Source organism: Mesorhizobium sp. WSM4823 (assembly GCF_055811195.1).
Map to the genome: position 1 here is coordinate 15,509 of NZ_JBVVQL010000008.1, position 16,943 is coordinate 32,451.

The following is a 16,943-nucleotide window of genomic DNA, read 5'->3' on the forward strand; positions in this document are numbered from 1 at the left end:
CGCAAGAGACGGTCGCAGGCAGCGCGCAGGCAATCGCTGACCACAGGTCGGCAGCGGCCAGCAGAATGCCGAGCCGATGATCCCTGCTCACAATCTTGTTCTGGAGGGCTGTTAAGAGTAAGAATTTGCGCGTATTATTGAGTTAGGGTTAACAAAGGCTTTTCCGGTGACGCTGCTTCAAATCACCTCCATCGCAGTCGAACTCGCGGCCTCCTACGTCACGATTGCACTCACATATCTGGCAGCTGTATACGCGATTTGCTCCCGCTACGGGTGAGCGCGGCCCACCAGACGCGGGAACGGTCCCGCTGCAACGCTGACCGGGGATCGTAACGTCGAGCGGATGGGCAGGTATCAGCCCGACACCAGGCAGCCAGGGTTCATGATGCCCATCGGATCGAAGGCGGCTTTGATCGCGGCAACGGCCTTCCGCTGCTCCGGCGTCAGCCATTCCCAATAGACCGCACGGCGGCTCCGGCCGACGCCATGCTCGGCGCTAAACGAACCACCCAAGCCGCGAACAATGCCGTAGAGGCCGTCCAACAAATCCCCGCCCCGGTCGCGGGTCTCCTCAGCCGATAGGGCCAGCGGCGGCATGACGTTGAAATGGATGTTGCCATCGCCGGCGTGGCCGTAGGCGATAGGCTCCCAGCCAAGCCAGTTCGACAGCACATAGCTGCGGGACTCCTCGATCGTCCGCGCCACGTCGCTCAGGCGCACGGACAGGTCGGTGCGAACATGCCGGCCGCGCTTGGCCTGCCCTTCCACGAGGTCTTCGCGGATTGCCCAGAAGGCGCGCGCCTGGGCGCGGCTCTGCGCGATCGTGCCGTCGCCGAGCAGGCCGGCCTCGAACGCCTCGCCAAGCAGCGCCTCGAGCAGCGCGCGGCTGTCGATGGCGGAACTGCAGCCAAGCTCCATGAGGACATGCACCGGCCACTCGCCTCCCAACGGTACCCGCGTTTCGGGATTGCTCAGCGTGGCGAGCGCGATGCATTCGGAGCCGATCACCTCGAAGGCCGTCAGCAGGTCGGAGCACACGCGGCGCGCCATGCCGAACAGCGCCATGGCGTCGGCGAATGAACCGACGCCGAGATAGGCTGTCTCCACACTGGCCGGCCGCGGGAAGAGCTTCACCTCGACGCCCGTGACGATGCCAAGCGATCCTTCCGACCCGATCAGAAGCTGCTTCAGGTCGTAGCCGCGATTGTCCTTGCGCAGCCCCGTCATGCCTTGCCACAGGCTGCCATCAGGCAGGACTGCTTCGAGCCCCAGCACGAGATCGCGCATCATGCCGTAGCGCAGCACATTGATGCCGCCGGCATTCGTGGCCACGTTGCCGCCGATCTGGCAGGAACCCTGTGCACCCAGCGCCAGCGGAAACAGCATGTCTTCGGATTCGGCCGCATCCTTCAGCGTCTGGAGGACGGCCCCGGCATCGGCCCGGAGCGTGAAGTTCGCCGCGTCGACCTCGCGGATGCGGTTGAGCCGCTCGAGCGAGACAATGACGACGCTCGGCGGGCCACCCGCGACGGCGCCGGCGACAAGTCCGGTGTTGCCGCCTTGCGGGACGATCGGGATCCGATGCTCGGCGCAGATGCGCATCAACGCCTGCACCTGCTCGACTGACCGCGGCCGCAGCACAGCAACCGCTGCGCCCAGATAGTCATCCGTCCAGTCGTGCAGGTAACGTTTCGCTTCAGGCGCCGATCCGTCGATGAAGCCTGTGGCATCGAGGGCGGCGTGAAGGGCTTCTAGCGCGGCGGTCGGCATCAGCCGAAGTAGCGCACGCGGATCGCGTCGATGGCGACGGCGATGAAGATCATGAAACCACCGATCATGCCGACATAAAAGGACGGCACGGAGATGATGGCCAAGCCAACCTGGATGACGGTGAGCAGCAGCACGCCGCCGAGCACACCGACAATGTTGCCGCGCCCGCCGAACACACTCACGCCGCCGATTATCGGCGCGGCGATGGCGTAGAGGAGGTAGCTGGAACCCTGGTTGGAGGTGATGGCCATCTGCCACGAGGCAAGCAGGAAGCCCGCGATGCCGGCGAGGAAACCGGCAATGGTGAAGGTGATGATCTTGATCCGGTCGACGCGGATGCCGGCCGAATTCGAGGCGACCGGATTGCCGCCCACCGCATAGATGGCCCGGCCAAGCACGGTGTTTCGCAGCAGCACGGCCATGGCGAACAGCGCTATGACAAAGACGATCGGCATGACCGGCCAGCCGCCGCCGATGGCGGCCTGGCCGATCCACACATAGCCGTCCGGCAGGTTGGTGATGGTGCGGCCCTGGGTCAGCGCCAGCAGCCCACCTTGCAGGATGATCATCATCGACAGGGTTTGGATGAGCGAGACCATCTTCAGCTTGGTGATGCAGAGGCCGTTGAAGAAACCGATCAAGGTGGCGACCGCGATGCCCACCAGCATGGCGAGCAGCCACGGCAGGCCGAGATCGGAATAGGCCATCGCGCCGATTGCCGAGGAGAAGCCGAGATTCGCCGGCAGCGAAAGGTCGATCTCGGCGACGAGCAGCGGGAGTGCGACCGCAAGACCGATCATCCCGAGCACGGTGGCCTGCACCATGATGTTCTGCAGATTGAAAGTGGTGAAGAAGTACTCGTTGAACAGGCCGAAGATCACCACCAGCGCAATCAGCCAGATCCACACGACGTTGTGCAGCACCCAGCCCATCGCCGATTTCCCGCCTTGCTGCGGGACGGAGGTCGTGGTCGGCTTGGCGGCGGCTGTGGTCGCTTGGCTCATAATGTCCTTCCTTGTCCGGCGGCTGTCATCCATCCGCCTTCTCTTTGGTCTCCTGGCGCAGGCGTTCGCTGGAGATCGCCTCGCCTGAAAATTCCTCGCGGATCGTGCCATCCTCGAACACGCAGACCCGGTCGACGATGCGCACGATCTCGTCCGCGTCAGTCGAGACGATGATGACGGAGACGCCGGTGCGGCTCAGCTCGTCGATGATGCGCAGCACGTCCTGCTTGACGCCTATGTCGATGCCGCGCGTCGGCTCGTCGAGGATAAGCAGGCGCGGCTTGGTGGCCAGCACGCGGCCAAGGCAGACTTTCTGCTGATTGCCGCCGCTCAGCGTGTCGACCAGTGTCGCGGGACCCGCGGCCTTGATGCCCATGGCACGGAAGTAGCGGTCCGAGAGCAGCTGCTCAGCCTCGGGCCGCAGGAAACCGGCACGCGCGACGACCGAGAGCGACGACAGCGAAATGTTCTCGCCGATGCTCATTTGTGCCACGAGACCGTCGCGATGCCGATCGTCGGAGAGAAAGGCGATACCCATGTCGAAGGCGTCACGCGGGCTCGCAGGCAACGGACGTGGCGTCTGCGTGCCGAAGGCAATGGTTCCGGCCCGGGTGGGCGCGAGCCCGAAGATCGCGCGCGCCAGTTCCTTGGCCCCTGCCCCCGGCAGGCCGGTGAAGCCGACGATTTCGCCGGGACGCAGGTCGAACGCCTTGATACCGACCGTGTCGCTGGCCACCTCACGCAGCCGAACCGCCGGCTCCTCGCCCGCGAACGTGCGGCGTTCGCGCTGGAACAGCACGAGGCCACGGCCAAGCACCAGTTCCGAAAGCTGCTCGGACGTCAAGCTGCCGGCATCTTCCGTGCCGCCGGCCAGCATCCCGTCGCGCAGCACCGAACAGGCGTCGCAGATCTCAAGAATCTCGTCATTATAGTGCGAGATGAAGATGAAGGTGACGCCCTGTTCTTTCAGTTCGCGCATGAAGCTGAAGAGATGGGCGCGGTCCTGGACGGTCAGTGCGGCGGTGGGCTCGTCGAGGATGATCACCTTGCCGCCACTGAACATGGCGCGCAGGATGTTGAGCTTGCGGCGGGCAACGGCGCCCAGCTTGCCGGCCATCGCCTGTGGGTCGATGCCTGTTCCCTCCAGCATGCGTGAGGCATCGGCCCTGAGCTTGCGCCAGTTCACGAAACCGCCCCTGCTCGGCCAGATGCCGAGCATCAGGTTTTCCGCCGCCGTGACGTGATCGATGATCATCGGCTCCTGGGTAACCAGGAACACGCCGGCCTTCTCCATCTCTTTCACGTCGACGTTCTCGATCGGCCGGCCGTCGAGATAGATGGTACCGCCGGACGGAACGCGCTGGCCGGAGATCAGTCCGACCAGCGTGGATTTGCCGGCGCCGTTCTCGCCCAGAAGTCCATGGATCGTGCCCCGCCGGATACCGAGCGAGACGTCGCGCAGCGCCAAAGTCGGGCCGTAGCGCTTGCTGAGGTTCTCGACCCTGAAAATAAACGGGTCTTCGCCGGGCTGTCTGGCGGGGGCGGCTGTCAACATGAACTCCCGATCGGTTGGATTGCAGTCACGCGACGCGATTGCCCACGCGGCAAGTGCCACGCCGGCAGAAACCGGCGTGGCACAGGAGGACGACGCGTTGCGCGGTCGATCAAGTGTAGGGAATACCCCATTCCTTCTCCGAGATCGCGCCCCAGTGACGCTTGTCGCCGGAATTGGATCCGTCGATGACGAAGGGCGGGATGATGAGCGTGGGGCCGGTCGCACCGGCGACGATCTCGCCCTTCTCCCAAAAGTACTTTTTGTTCTCGTAGGAGCCGATCGGAACCGCCTCGCCCTTGACGGAGTGCTTGAGAAGCATCTCGACTGCAATTTCACCGTAGGCGATCGGGTCCTGCGAGACGCAGGCATCCATGAAGCCGTCCTGGATCCATTTCAGCGCCACCGGTTCGCCGTCGATGTTGACGAAGATGACATGACCGTCCTCGCCAACCTTCTTCCAGCGACCCTTCTGCTGCAGTGCGGTGACGATGCCACGCGAGGGCGAGTCCGACGGTGCATGGACAGCGTCGAGATTGGGGAATTCGGACAGCGTCGAAAGGGTCACGGCCAGCATCTGATCGAGCTGCCCTTCGGTCGGCCGCGCCAGATACTTGATGTCGGGGTATTTGGCGAATTCCTCGTCCATACCTTCCTTGCGCAGACGCCAGGCCACGCTCTGGAGCGCGCCGAAGCAGTTGAGCACGGTGCCCTTCGGGCTGCCGTGCTTCTCGGTCAGACGCTTGATGATCTCCTGCGCGGCCATGACGCCGCCGAGCTTGTTGTCGAAGCTGACGGTGATCGCCACCTCGCCGCCATCGGACGGAGTGTCGATGATGGCGACCGGAATCTGCTTCTGGTTGTACCGGCGGATGGCCGACACGATCGCCTGACTGTCGATCGGATCCGAGACGATCGCCACAGGCTGCTTCAGCATCAGGCTCTGCCACTGCTCGAGCTGACGCGTGTTATCGAAGCTGGCGTTGGTGGCCTGGAATTGTAACTTGTTCGCCTCGACGGCGCGCTTCACCGCCTCCTCCTGGATGACGAAGAAATAGTAGTCGAGGCTCTTGTTGCTAAATGGGATGAAGCCGGCTTCCTGCGCCCAGGCCGACCTGCCCACGAGCGCACTGGCGCCCATCGCCGCGCCAAGTGCGCCGCCCGCCTTCAGCAGACCGCGACGCGTCAATCCGTTCAGTCTATCCATCTGTTCCTCCCAGGATTTGATTATCTAGCAATACTAGTTATTCAGGGTCAAGGCAAGAGTCAAGCGCGGTTGCCGGTTGGAGTTTTCGAACGCCTTAGCTGATGCAACAGCGTCGAAACTTCCGCCTAAACCCCAATGTTTCTAGCTGTTTAAGCAAAAGTCCGGACAATTCGATTCATGCCGACCGATTGCGCGTCGCGACCTGCCCGGTATCCATAGCATTGATCCGAAATGTAGGCTTCACTACGTCTGGCGCATTGACACGTAAGTCGTGCCGTCGAAGCGGCCGACGACCATCCCTTGCGACTCGCGCGTGAACAGGCCGTTCTCCACCACGCCGGGAATGCGGTTCAGTTCGGCCTCCAGCTTGGCCGGCGACGGAATGACCCCGCAGCGGCAGTCGATGATGAAGTTGCCGCTGTCGGTCACGACCGGCTGGCCATCGCGCATCCGGCGTTCGATGATCGCATTCTTGATGCGATGGTCGGCGAGCACCTCAGCGACCATGCGCTCGGTCTGCTTCCAGGCGAATTGAACGACCTCCACCGGCAATGGAAAGGCGCCGAGCCGCTCGACGATCTTAGACTCGTCGCAGATGGTGATCATGCGCTTGGACGCATGGGCGATGATCTTCTCCCACAAGAGACAGGCGCCGCCGCCCTTGATCATGTTGAATTCGCGATCGATCTCGTCGGGGCCGTCGATGGTGAGGTCGATCTCGCCGATCTCGTTGGGATCGGTAAGCGCGATGCCGACCTCGCGGGCCACGTCATTGGTGGAACGGGAGGTGGTCGTGCAGGTGAGCTTCAGACCGTTCGCGACGTGCTTGCCCAGCTCGCGAACGAACAGATGCGAGGTCGTGCCGGAGCCGAGGCCGAGCTTCATGCCGTCACTGACGAATTCCTCGACCACGCGGCGGCCGGCCGCCTTCTTGGCTTCGTCCTGTGCGCTCATTGTCATGTCTTCCTTTCGTCGGCTCGCATGCGGGCAGTTCAGATCTTCTCTGTCTGCCAGGAATCGAGAGCCGGCAGCTGGTCGGGGAACTCGCTGCCGCTCGTCATTGCGATCGCCGTCACAAGCATGTTGACGACGAGGTGGTGATTGAGACGCGACGCCAGCGGCGTCATGATCTCGGTTCGGTCGTAAGGCAGCACCGCGATCAGCAGGTCCGAGACGTGCGCGAGCGGGCTCCCCGCCGCGGTGATCGACAGCACGCGCGCTCCCCTGGCACGCGATGCCGTTGCAATGTCGATCATCTGCTTGGTGTGTCCCGACTGGGAAAAGATCAGCGCCACCTCGTTCGGTCGCGAAGTTTCTGCATGCAGCCACTGCTTCTTGCGCCCGATGAGGGCTGCACAGCGCATGCCGAGGCGCTGGAACTTGTGCTCGGCATCGAGCGCCGTGATCTCGGAAATGCCGCTGGCATAAATGCCGACCCACGAAACAGCCGACAGCAGCTTCGCGCCTGCTTCGACCTCGCCGGGATTGAGATCCTCCAGCAGCCGCTGGATCGCGTTCAGCGAGTTGCGCGCGGTCTTGCGGACGACGTTTTGGATCGAATCGCCTGGAACGATTTGCTCGTAGGCGAAAGGCGCGGAGGGCACCAGGCTCTGGGCGAGGTTGAGCTTGAAGTCCTGGTAGCCCTGGAAGCCGAAACGACGGCAGAAGCGCATGATGGTCGGATCGCTGACCGCGCACTCCTCCGAAAGGCGCGCCATGCTCATGTGGATAACGTCGCTCGGATTGGCGCTGACGAAGCGGGCCACCCTGCGCTCGGCCGAGCCCATTTCGTCGCTCTCCTGCACGATGCGTTGCAGCAGGCTCATCGCCATTGCCCCCTTACCTGGCCTGAACAGATCTGGGATTGGCTGCAAGATCGATCAAGCGGTCAAGGCGCCACTCGGATTCTACGGCGACCTTGCCGCCGCATCCCCAGGAAACGGCAAAGAACGGCACGCGGGCCGCCGTGGCGGTCGCCTGGTCGACGGCGGTGTCGCCGACATAGGCCCAGGCGTCGCCATTGATGCCCATGCGCTCGGCGACGGCGAGCAGATGGCTCGGGTGCGGCTTGCAGGCGGGCGCCGCATCCGCGCCTACGACCACCTCGAAGAGCCGTGCAACGCCGAGGATTTCCAGCACTTTCAGCGAAAGTTCGTGAGGCTTGTTGGTGCAGATGCCGAGGCGCACGCCCGCGCCATGGAGTGCTTCCAGGTCCTCGCGGACATGCGGATAGAACAGCGTGCGTTCGGCAGGCTCACGGTTGTAGTTGTCGAGGTATTCCTTCACTGCCTCGTCCACCGTCGCATCGTCGCTCGGCAGGCCGAGGGCCACGAACATATCGAGCAACAGTCTGCGCGGTCCAAAGCCAATGAACTTCTCGACAAAGGCGACACTCTGAGTGGCCCAGCCGCGACGTTCCAGCACCTTGTTCACAGCGGCAGCGATATCCGGCGCGCTGTCGATCAGCGTGCCGTCAAGGTCGAAGACGAGTGCCTTGTAGCTGTGATTACGCGAGCTCATGCGACGCATCCCTCTGCCATCAACGGTCGAGTCCAGCCTTGCCGATCGCGGCAAAGCTTGGGGTCAGCGCGCCATAGAGCCCGCCATAGATATCGAAGGCCTTGCGGAGCAGCTCACCCGCGGCCGCATCCGCTGTCTCGCGGGTGATGGGGCGGCACACGCGTGCTGCCTCAATTGCACTCGGCCAAACCCCCACCCCGACGCCGGCAACCAGAGCCGCTCCGAAGGCGCCGCCTTCTGCAGCTCCTTCGGTCGTCACCACGTCGCAACCGAAGAGATCCGCCTGCATCTGTCGCCACAGCGCCGAACGCGCGCCGCCGCCGGAGGCCTTGATCACCGCCCGGTCGATATCGACCCGCTCCATCAGCGTGTAGATATCGAAAAGCGAGTGGACCACGCCCTCCATGACGCTGCGGGCCATGTCGGCTGCACCGTGACGTGCGGTCAGCCCGACGAAACCACCGCGCGCTGTCGGGTCGGGATGCGGACAGCGCTCACCGTTGAGGTAAGGCAGGAACAGCAGGCCACGCGACCCGGCCGGCGCGCCAGCCGCGATTGTCGCGATCCGCTCGGCGGACAGTGCATCGCTGCCCGAGAAGCTGCCGAGCAACGCCCGGAACCACTCCATCGCGCCGCCGGCGTTGAGCGAGACGCCCATACAATGCCACTTATCCGGCGCCACGTTGCAGAAGACCTGCAACCGGCCGTCCGGATTTGCCACTGGCTCGTCGAGCGCTGCCGCGAGGATGCCTGCCGTGCCGATGGTGGTCTGCAGCTCACCCGGCGCGATGACCCCTGAACCGATCGTCTGGATGACGCTGTCTCCGCCACCGCCGGCCACCGGTGTGCCGGCGGGGAGCCCAAACAGCGCCGCGCCCGACTTGCTGACACGCCCGCTGACGACATGCGACTCATGGCATGGCGGCAGGAGCGTCGGGTCGACGCCGATCAGATCGAGCAGGCCGGTCGCCCAAACACGCTTACGGGTGTCGAACAGGCCGGTCCCCGAGGCATCCGAAACCTCCGTCGCGAGCTCTCCCGTGAGAAGCAGACGGAGATAGTCTTTGGGGTTGAGAACATGACGTAGCCGACCGAACAGCTCCGGCTCGTGATTGCGCATCCAAAGGATCTTGCCACCGGTGTAGCCCACCAGCATGCGGTTGTTGGTGCGTGCGAGCAGTCCTTCGAGGCCGCCTGCCCGCTCGTTGATCTCGTCGCACTCCGCCCCGTTGCGCTGGTCGTTCCACAGGATCGCCGGACGCAGCACCTTGTGCGCCTCGTCGAGGGCGGTCAGGCCGTGCATCTGGCCCGAGAGACCGATGGCTGCGATTCCGATATCAGGTTTTTGCGCGAGCACACCGGCGACGGCTGCTCGGGCACCCTCGACCCAGAGCTGCGGATCCTGCTCCGTCCAGCCCGAACGCGGCTGCGAAAACCCATAGGTCTCGGTGCAGCTTGCCAGCACCTTGCCGGCTGTATCGATGAGCAGCGCCTTGCAGCCGGACGTGCCGATGTCGATGCCGAGGAGGGCCTGCGTCACGGCACTTACCTCCCTTTCGGCTCGTCGTAGCGGATGCGGACATGTTTGAAGTTGAGGTATTCAAGCATGCCCTCGCGGCCGTGCTCGTAACCGACGCCGCTCTGCTTGCGGCCGCCATAGGGCGCGTTCATGATGCCGGCATCGACATTGTTGACGGCAACATTGCCATAGTCGAGTCGGCTCGACAGGTAGCGGATCTCGTCCATGTCCTTGGCATAGACGTAGGAGGCGAGACCGTAGGGCGTGTCGTTGGCGAGTTCCACCGCCTCGTCCAGCCCGTCAAAGGGCATCACGCCGACCAGTGGCCCGAAGGTTTCCTCCGTCATCACCTTCATGTCGTGCGTGCAGCCGGCAACCACTGTCGGGCGGAAGAAGTAGCCACCGGCGAAGGCGTCACCTTCGGGCGCACTGCCGCCGGCGACGAGCTTGGCGCCCTTTGCCAGCGCGTCGGCCAGATGTGCCTTCGTCTTGTTGAGCGGCTCGGCGGAAGCCATCGCCCCGACATCGGCATCCGGCCGCTCGATGCCGTTGGCGATGACCAGCCTGTCCGCCGCCTCTGCGAGACGACGCACGAACGCATCCGCGATCGGCCGCGCGACATAGATGCGATTGATGGCGATGCAGATCTGGCCCATGTTGCGGAACGAGCGACGAACCGCGCCTTTCACCGCTGCATCGAGATCGGCCGAAGCCGTGACGATCAGGGGACAGTTGCAGCCGAGTTCCAGCGACAGCCGCTTGATGGTCGGGCACGATCGCTGGATGTGGAGACCCACTGCGCTGGAGCCGGTGAATGCGATCTTATCCACACCAGGGTGTTCCACAAGCGCTTGTCCGACCGTGGACCCGGAGCCAGTGACGACATTGACGACGCCGGCTGGCATCTTCGCCTTCTCGACCATGCTGGCGATGGCGAGCGCCGTGAAGGGCGTCAGTTCGGCCGGCTTGATAACGATGGTGCAGCCTGCGGCGAGTGCTGCGCACAACTTCCAGCCGACCAGCTCGGCCGGGTAGTTCCAGGGCGTGATGGCGCCGACCACGCCGATCGGTTCGCGCACGACGAGGCTGTCGATATCAGTCGTGGTATTGGGGACGATCTCGCCATGGATGCGCACCGCCTCTTCCGCATAGAAATGGCAGGCTTCGGCAAGCTTCAGGATTTCACCCCTGGCCTCGTTGAGCGGTTTGCCCTGCTCAAGCGTCATGGTACGAGCCATCGTATCCGCCTCCGCGGAAACGGCATCGCCTAGGCGGTGGAGCGACTTCGAGCGCTCGACCGGAGCGAGACGCGACCAGCTCTTGAAGGCCTTGCGGGCGGCCGCAACAGCCAGATCGACCTCGGCCGGCGTCGCGGCGGCGATATGGGCGAGCACCTCGCCCGTCGCGGGATTCTCAACCGGAATCCGAGCACCCTCGCCCGTTCTCCAGATACCATCTATAAAAAGCTTCTCGGCAAGTTCGGTTATCAAGGACGGCTTTCCTCTACCTGCCCACGCGCCCGGGGCCTGATCCGCTGATCCCTCATAAACTAGATTTACTAGTTAACGCAACCTCTTCCCGCGCGGAGCTTCGGCCAGCCACCAGATATTTTCCCATGCTTACTAACCATTTGCTTTGCCTTCGTTAATTGACTACCACTTCAAATGGGCTGTCGGAATTTCACCGCCTTGTCGGCGCTGCAATTGCTTTGGCGAACGGCGAGGGGCACAACGGTACTAGCGAAATTGGTAGTTCTACTACTATAACGGGGAATGAGCACGGCGGAATGGAGGAACCCATGTCATACATGTCCAAATTCGATCTGACAGGCCGGATCGCGCTGGTAACGGGAGCGCGCCAAGGGATTGGCGAGGCATGCGCGACGGCGCTGGCGGAAGCGGGAGCCCATGTCCACGTCACCGACCTCGACGGCGCTCGCGCAAAGACGGTCGCCGGCAAGCTCACGGGCCGCGGCCTGAAGGCCGACGCACACGTCCTGGACGTCACAAACAGCGAAGCCCTCAGCACGCTCGCCGACGCCCTGCCGCCCCTGGATGTCCTGGTTTCCAACGCGGGTATCGTCTCCAACATAGCGGCCGAGGACTTGACGGACGAAGAGTGGGACCGGATCATCGGCGTCAACCTGACTGGGGTCTTCAAATGCTGCCGCACCTTCGGGTGCAAGATGCTCCAGGCTGGCCGCGGCTCGATCATTAACATTGGCTCGATGTCAGCGGACATCGTCAACACGCCACAGCCGCAATGCCACTACAACGCTTCCAAGGCCGGCGTGCATCACCTGACGCGATCGCTGGCGGTCGAGTGGGCGCAGCGTGGCGTGCGCGTGAACGCCGTGGCACCCACCTATATCGAGACGCCGTTGCTCGCGAACCTGGAACAGAGCAGAGACATGGTCGATCGCTGGATCGACCTCACGCCCATGAAGCGGATGGGTCGACCGGACGAGATCGCGTCGGTGGTTCTCTTCCTGGCGTCTGACGCGTCCAGCCTGATGACCGGCAGCATTGTTAGCGCAGACGCGGGCTACACCTCGATCTAAGCATAGGGAGAGAAAATTATGCCGATAGCATTGGTTCTTGAAAGGAAGCGGGAACTCGCCCTTCGCGACATCGAACTCAATCAGAAGATGGGAGAGGACGACGTCCGCATCCGCATGGAAGTCGTTGGCATCTGCGGCTCTGACATCCACTACTACATGCATGGGCGAATCGGGCCATTCGTGGTGAACGAACCCATGGTGCTCGGCCATGAGGGCGCCGGAACAGTGGTCGCCAAAGGGGCCAGGGTGACGGGACTCGCGGTCGGCGACCGGGTCTGTGTGGAGCCCGGCATCCCCGACTTCTCCTCGCGGGCCAGTAAGCTCGGCCTGTACAATCTCGACCCCACGCTGACCTTTTGGGCGACACCACCGGTCCACGGCTGCCTGACGCCGGAGGTCGTGCATCCTGCGGCGCTCACCTTCAAGCTGCCCGACAATGTCAGCCTGGCCGAAGGTGCCATGGTCGAGCCGCTGGCGGTCGGCGTTCAGGCCGCGGTAAAGGCTCGCATTCAACCGGGCGACCAGGCGCTGGTGCTGGGTGCCGGCCCGATCGGCATCCTGGTTGCGCTGGCGGCGCTCGCCGGCGGCTGCGCGAGCGTCCTGATCGTAGACCCGCAGGAGGCCAAGCTCCACATCGCCGAGACGTATAGTGGCATCAAGGCACTGCGCGCTTTGAACGGCACGCTGGCAGAGGAGGTGAAGAGGGCAACGGGCGGTTGGGGTGTCGATGTCGTCTTCGAATGCTCCGGAGCGGGCGCGGCCTATCGCGGCATCGCTGACTCCCTACGCCCTGGCGGCGCGCTTGTGCTGGTCGGCATGCCGGCCAAGCCAGTTGAGCTGGACATCGTCGCGTTGCAGGTCAAGGAAATCCGCGTCGAGACGGTGTTTCGCTACGCCAACGTCTATGATCGCGCGATTGCCATGATCGCCGGCGGGAAGATCGATGTGAAGCCGCTGATTACCGAGACGTTCAAGTTCGAGGACGGCGTGGCCGCCTTCGTCCGCGCAGCTGAAGGCCGCCCGACGGACGTCAAACTGCAGATCCGTGTCAAACCCGAGCACGAAATCGAGACGTAGCTTACTCCTCCCTGAAAGCACGTTGGATTTGGTCGGCCAGAGGTTTTACGAGATAAGACAGCATGGTTCGGCTGCCGGTTGAAAAGAACACTTCGACAGGCATGCCTGGCGCCAGGGCAAGGCCTTTCAGTTTCGTAGGCTCGGTATTCGGTAAGCTGAAACGCACAGTGTAGAGGCTGACGCCGCTTCGCTCATCGACGGTGAGATCTGGGGAAATCTCACGGACCACACCATTCAGCTCCGGTGTTGTCTGCTGGTTGAAGGCTGAAAGCCTGAGGGTAGCGCCCTGCCCTGGTGTCAGCTGATCGATGTCTTGCGGGGCAACGCGGGCTTCGACGGTCAGCTCGTCCGTAACCGGTACGACGAGCATGATAAGTTCTCCTGGAGAAATAACACCGCCAACCGTGTGCACGCCGAGCTGATGAACGACACCAGTCTGCGGACTGCGAACGTCGATACGCTTGAGTTGATCTTCGGCCGAGACCTTTCGTTCAACGAACTCGGAGATCTTTGCCTGGACCTCACGGAGCTCGGTTGCGACCTCGCTGCGCAAATCCTGGTCGATCTGAATGATCTGCAAACGGATTTCGGAGGTACGACCCTTCGATTGCGCTATCGCCGCAGTCAGTTGCCCGTAAAGCGGCACCCACGGCAGGTCGAAAAGCGCGATCGGACCAGCGCTCGACAGAAACGACCGCACCTGGTCCAGATCGCGCAATGACTGAAGGCCGTCTCCTGCCAGCTTGGTGCGCAACGGCAAACGCATAAGAGCGGTATAGACCTGTCCGCTCAATCGCGCGTCGAGCGCCATTCCGATGCGCACCAGCACACGCGACCGGATGAGTTCGAGAACGCCCTGAAAGACGAAAAGTGTGCCGGCAAACACCGCAAGCCCGACGAGCGTTGGCACGCTACGGCCGGGTACGACGCGATCGTAGACCTGCAGCATGAAGAACGAGCCGGTCAGCGCCAGAACATTGACGACGCCGCTCATCACCGCAATTCCCGCCAACGCTCGCCGGAAGGAAGCCAAAACCGCCGCGAGGATCGTTCGCGGCGGCTCGGATGGATGGGGATGCGACATCGCCTTCACATCAGTCCCAGTTCACTCTCGGGCGGCGATGACCGCGCCCGAAATCAGGCCTGATGACGAACGCGTGCGTGCCGAGCCCTCGGTCAGGTGTTACGCTTAGATAACCCAATCGTTCAACGCATAGGCGTGGATGTAGTCGATCTGCATTTCTGCAGGCGTCGCAAGCCCGTCGGCGGGCGCTCCCGCCTGGCCACCAATCCCCATATTCACCAGCATATACATCGGGTCATGCATGTCGGCAGGCGTTGCGGCACGAGCGACTTCGACGTCGTCGAAATACCAGACGAGTTCGTCTTCTGTCCAAAGCACGCCGTAGGTGTGGAACCCTTCGGTATTCGAGGCATAGGCCGTAGTGCCCACCTTTGTATGAGTTCCCGTCGCGTTTGAGTGGCCTGTCAAAATGAGCTTGTTTGGATTCTGACCGAACATCTCCACGACGTCCAATTCCGGTGGCCAGGAGCCGTCCTCCGGGAGAAGCCAGAAGGCCGGCCATGCACCTTGTTTTTCGGGCATGTCGGCCCGAATTTCAAAATAGCCGTAGGTCTGCGCGAAGGACTCGTAGGTGGTCAGCAAACCTGACGTGTATTGGTAATTATTTATGTAGGGCCGAATCGCCTCAGGAGCCGGGGCGGCGGTAATCGTGAGAACACCGTCCTCAACGCTGAACGGATTGACGGATCGTGTCGGGGCGTAGTCGGTATCGATGTACCATTGAAGATCGTTGTTGCTCGTGAGCGTGCTGCCGTTCTCGGCCCCCCACCAGTAGTTCGAATCCCAGGTACCGCTCGAGCCGTTCCACAGGTCCAGCGTGTCGAACTCGTCCGAAAAGGTGAGCTCCAGAGCCGACCGGTCCACGGCCAGCTTGAACTGGCTTGCGGTGAAATCGCCGATGGTCTTGTTGGCAAAGACGAGAAACTCGCTGTCGGACAGATTAAGTCGGACGTTCGCTCCCGACTGGACCATGTTGACGCGAACCTCCTCGAAGGAGGTGAAGCCGTAGCTCCCGACGCGAACGGTATCCGTCGCGCCAAAGTCCAGGATCAGATCACTGCCGTTGCCGGGGGTCACGACGAAAATGTCCGCCCCCGATCCGCCCTTCAAAACGTCATCACCCTGTAAGCCGTCGAGCGTCTGTTGGCCGGAGCCGCCAGTAATGATGTTGTTTAGTGCGTTTCCGAAAGCGTAGTTCTTGTCGCCCGTGACAGTCAGGTTCTCGAAATTCGTTGGGAGCTTATAGCTCATCCAGGTCGAGATGGTGTCGACCCCTCCGCCGGACAGCTCAACCGCCTTGTTTTTCGAGGAATACAGATAATAGATGTCATCGCCCTTGCCGCCATACATCGTGACGGTGACGCTGCCGTCCCCGTACATCGAGTCGTTGTATGTGCTGCCATAAAGTGTCGGGCCGGAATTCGTCGCCGAATACCACTTCGAGGAGGACCCGCTGTAGGGGAGTGGAACGCCCTTGGCGTTCAGTACCGTGGCCATCCCGGTCTTTTCTCCTTTGTCTTGCCCCGATGGCAGCTCTAGCATCTATCGAGGGCAAAAGGAGCCAGTACCTTTTGGTCTTCGACTTAGGAGAGTTACCAAAAGCTTAACACGCAGCCAAAGCCCCTGCCGGGAGCCTCACTGACGAAGGGCCTTGCTATCACTCACACATGCCCCACGGATGAGCCGCGCACCTTCAACTCCTCGGGATGCGTGGCTGTTCTACTCTGCCCGGACGCTGCCAGCTACACCCTCGCGTCGGCGAACCATCTCGGCGATCCACATCGGTGCATAGGGTGGCGTGCAGCCAGGCGATGCAGGATAGTCGATGAGGACGGCGAGCCGTTCGCCGATCCCGATCGCTCGCGCGCGAAGTTCAGGATGATGAATGCCAATTTCGGCCAGGCAATGGTTCATGGCCCATTGTTTGTGGGCAGGCGCCTCTCTCATCTCCTTCTCGATCTGGTCAAGCAACGCATCCAGGTCGAGGCCCTCGGCGCCCTTGACCACTCTTCCAGTTGTCAGGCTCCAGCCTGCGCGGCCGACCAGGTCGTCGCCGTCTTTCCAGCCAAGGCGGAGTTCCTCGGCATGCCGACCTGGCTTCACCACATTCACGATGAACCAATCGAGGAGCTTGGGAGAGCGAATGTCGTGGATCATCGTGTCGAGCTCGGCCGCGGAGAAGGCCTTCGGCCTGCACACCAGGGTCGCGAGAAGGCGCCCGGCGGTGTCGCCCGTAGCCCAGAGCTGAAGTGCGAGTTCATGCTGCGTCTTGAGCCGCTTGGCGAGAGAGCGGAGATGAGTAAGGTTCACACCGTGGTCGTCACCACGGCGTACATTGACCTCGCGCATCTTCGGGTCGTCGAGTGCGGAGAGCTCGCGCGTGACTTCCTTGACTGTTGTGCTCGTTGACATGACGCTCCCTTCGCAATGGAGTGACGATCACGCTCGACGACAACGGCGCCCCGCCCGGCCGGGATTGGCTGAAGATGGCAATCGAAGCCGCCGATATTCCGGAGTGTAAATCTAGCTTCTGCGACGGCAAGAACAAACACAATCCTGAAAGGCGTGGAGGCGGGTGTCTTTTCGCCGCCCGGAAACGGGACCAAACCCGCACAGTCGTCGCCTGTACGATTGTGGTCTCGGGTCCAAT

The 16,943-nt window shown here is 62.6% G+C and carries 14 protein-coding genes; 2 read left to right on the forward strand and 12 right to left on the reverse strand.

The window, feature by feature from the left end; all coding sequences use genetic code 11:
• Positions 1–354: 354 nt before the first annotated feature.
• The 9 genes from AC0L26_RS20155 to AC0L26_RS20195 all read right to left on the reverse strand — a co-directional run bounded on the left by AC0L26_RS20155 (position 355) and on the right by AC0L26_RS20195 (position 11,062).
• Positions 355–1,770 (reverse strand): FAD-binding oxidoreductase, encoded by a 1,416-nt coding sequence (locus tag AC0L26_RS20155; RefSeq protein ID WP_473634143.1) that lies wholly within the window; start codon positions 1,768–1,770, stop codon positions 355–357.
• Positions 1,770–2,774, reverse strand: coding sequence for an ABC transporter permease (locus AC0L26_RS20160; RefSeq protein WP_473634144.1), 1,005 nt, complete (start codon positions 2,772–2,774; stop codon positions 1,770–1,772). Before AC0L26_RS20160 ends, AC0L26_RS20155 begins: the two co-directional genes overlap by 1 nt.
• Before the next feature lie 25 nt (positions 2,775–2,799).
• A complete protein-coding gene (locus AC0L26_RS20165) occupies positions 2,800–4,329 on the reverse strand; it encodes a sugar ABC transporter ATP-binding protein (RefSeq protein ID WP_473634145.1) in 1,530 nt (509 codons plus the stop codon).
• Positions 4,330–4,438: 109 nt separating this feature from the next.
• Positions 4,439–5,533: a sugar ABC transporter substrate-binding protein gene (locus tag AC0L26_RS20170; RefSeq protein WP_473634146.1), complete on the reverse strand. Its 1,095-nt coding sequence runs from the start codon at positions 5,531–5,533 to the stop codon at positions 4,439–4,441.
• Positions 5,534–5,776: 243 nt separating this feature from the next.
• Complete coding sequence (gene rpiA, locus AC0L26_RS20175; protein WP_473634147.1) at positions 5,777–6,487, reverse strand: ribose-5-phosphate isomerase RpiA; 711 nt, start codon at positions 6,485–6,487, stop codon at positions 5,777–5,779.
• Positions 6,488–6,525: 38 nt separating this feature from the next.
• The gene (locus tag AC0L26_RS20180; protein WP_352929499.1) at positions 6,526–7,359 is read right to left on the reverse strand and encodes a MurR/RpiR family transcriptional regulator; all 834 of its coding nucleotides are present in this window, start codon (positions 7,357–7,359) and stop codon (positions 6,526–6,528) included.
• A 13-nt stretch (positions 7,360–7,372) separates the two neighbouring features.
• A complete protein-coding gene (locus AC0L26_RS20185) occupies positions 7,373–8,053 on the reverse strand; it encodes an HAD-IA family hydrolase (protein ID WP_473634148.1) in 681 nt (226 codons plus the stop codon).
• A 19-nt stretch (positions 8,054–8,072) separates the two neighbouring features.
• On the reverse strand, positions 8,073–9,593 hold the full coding sequence (gene xylB / locus AC0L26_RS20190) for a xylulokinase (protein ID WP_473634149.1): 1,521 nt from the start codon (positions 9,591–9,593) through the stop codon (positions 8,073–8,075).
• A gap of 5 nt (positions 9,594–9,598) precedes the next feature.
• On the reverse strand, positions 9,599–11,062 hold the full coding sequence (locus AC0L26_RS20195) for an aldehyde dehydrogenase family protein (RefSeq protein ID WP_473634150.1): 1,464 nt from the start codon (positions 11,060–11,062) through the stop codon (positions 9,599–9,601).
• Positions 11,063–11,370: 308 nt separating this feature from the next.
• Between AC0L26_RS20195 and AC0L26_RS20200 the strand changes: the two genes are divergently transcribed.
• Both AC0L26_RS20200 and AC0L26_RS20205 read left to right on the forward strand, forming a co-directional pair.
• A complete protein-coding gene (locus tag AC0L26_RS20200; protein ID WP_473634151.1) occupies positions 11,371–12,132 on the forward strand; it encodes an SDR family NAD(P)-dependent oxidoreductase in 762 nt (253 codons plus the stop codon).
• Positions 12,133–12,150: 18 nt separating this feature from the next.
• Positions 12,151–13,209 (forward strand): NAD(P)-dependent alcohol dehydrogenase, encoded by a 1,059-nt coding sequence (locus AC0L26_RS20205; protein ID WP_473634152.1) that lies wholly within the window; start codon positions 12,151–12,153, stop codon positions 13,207–13,209.
• A gap of 1 nt (position 13,210) precedes the next feature.
• On the opposite strand, the gene AC0L26_RS20210 is transcribed toward AC0L26_RS20205, so the two are convergent.
• The 3 genes from AC0L26_RS20210 to AC0L26_RS20220 form a co-directional block, all read right to left on the reverse strand.
• A complete protein-coding gene (locus tag AC0L26_RS20210) occupies positions 13,211–14,293 on the reverse strand; it encodes an HlyD family type I secretion periplasmic adaptor subunit (protein ID WP_473634153.1) in 1,083 nt (360 codons plus the stop codon).
• A 105-nt stretch (positions 14,294–14,398) separates the two neighbouring features.
• Positions 14,399–15,790, reverse strand: coding sequence for an endo-1,3-1,4-beta-glycanase EglC (gene eglC / locus AC0L26_RS20215; protein WP_473634154.1), 1,392 nt, complete (start codon positions 15,788–15,790; stop codon positions 14,399–14,401).
• A gap of 222 nt (positions 15,791–16,012) precedes the next feature.
• Positions 16,013–16,705, reverse strand: a complete 693-nt coding sequence (locus AC0L26_RS20220; protein ID WP_473634155.1) for a DNA alkylation repair protein — start codon at positions 16,703–16,705, stop codon at positions 16,013–16,015.
• Positions 16,706–16,943: the final 238 nt, after the last annotated feature.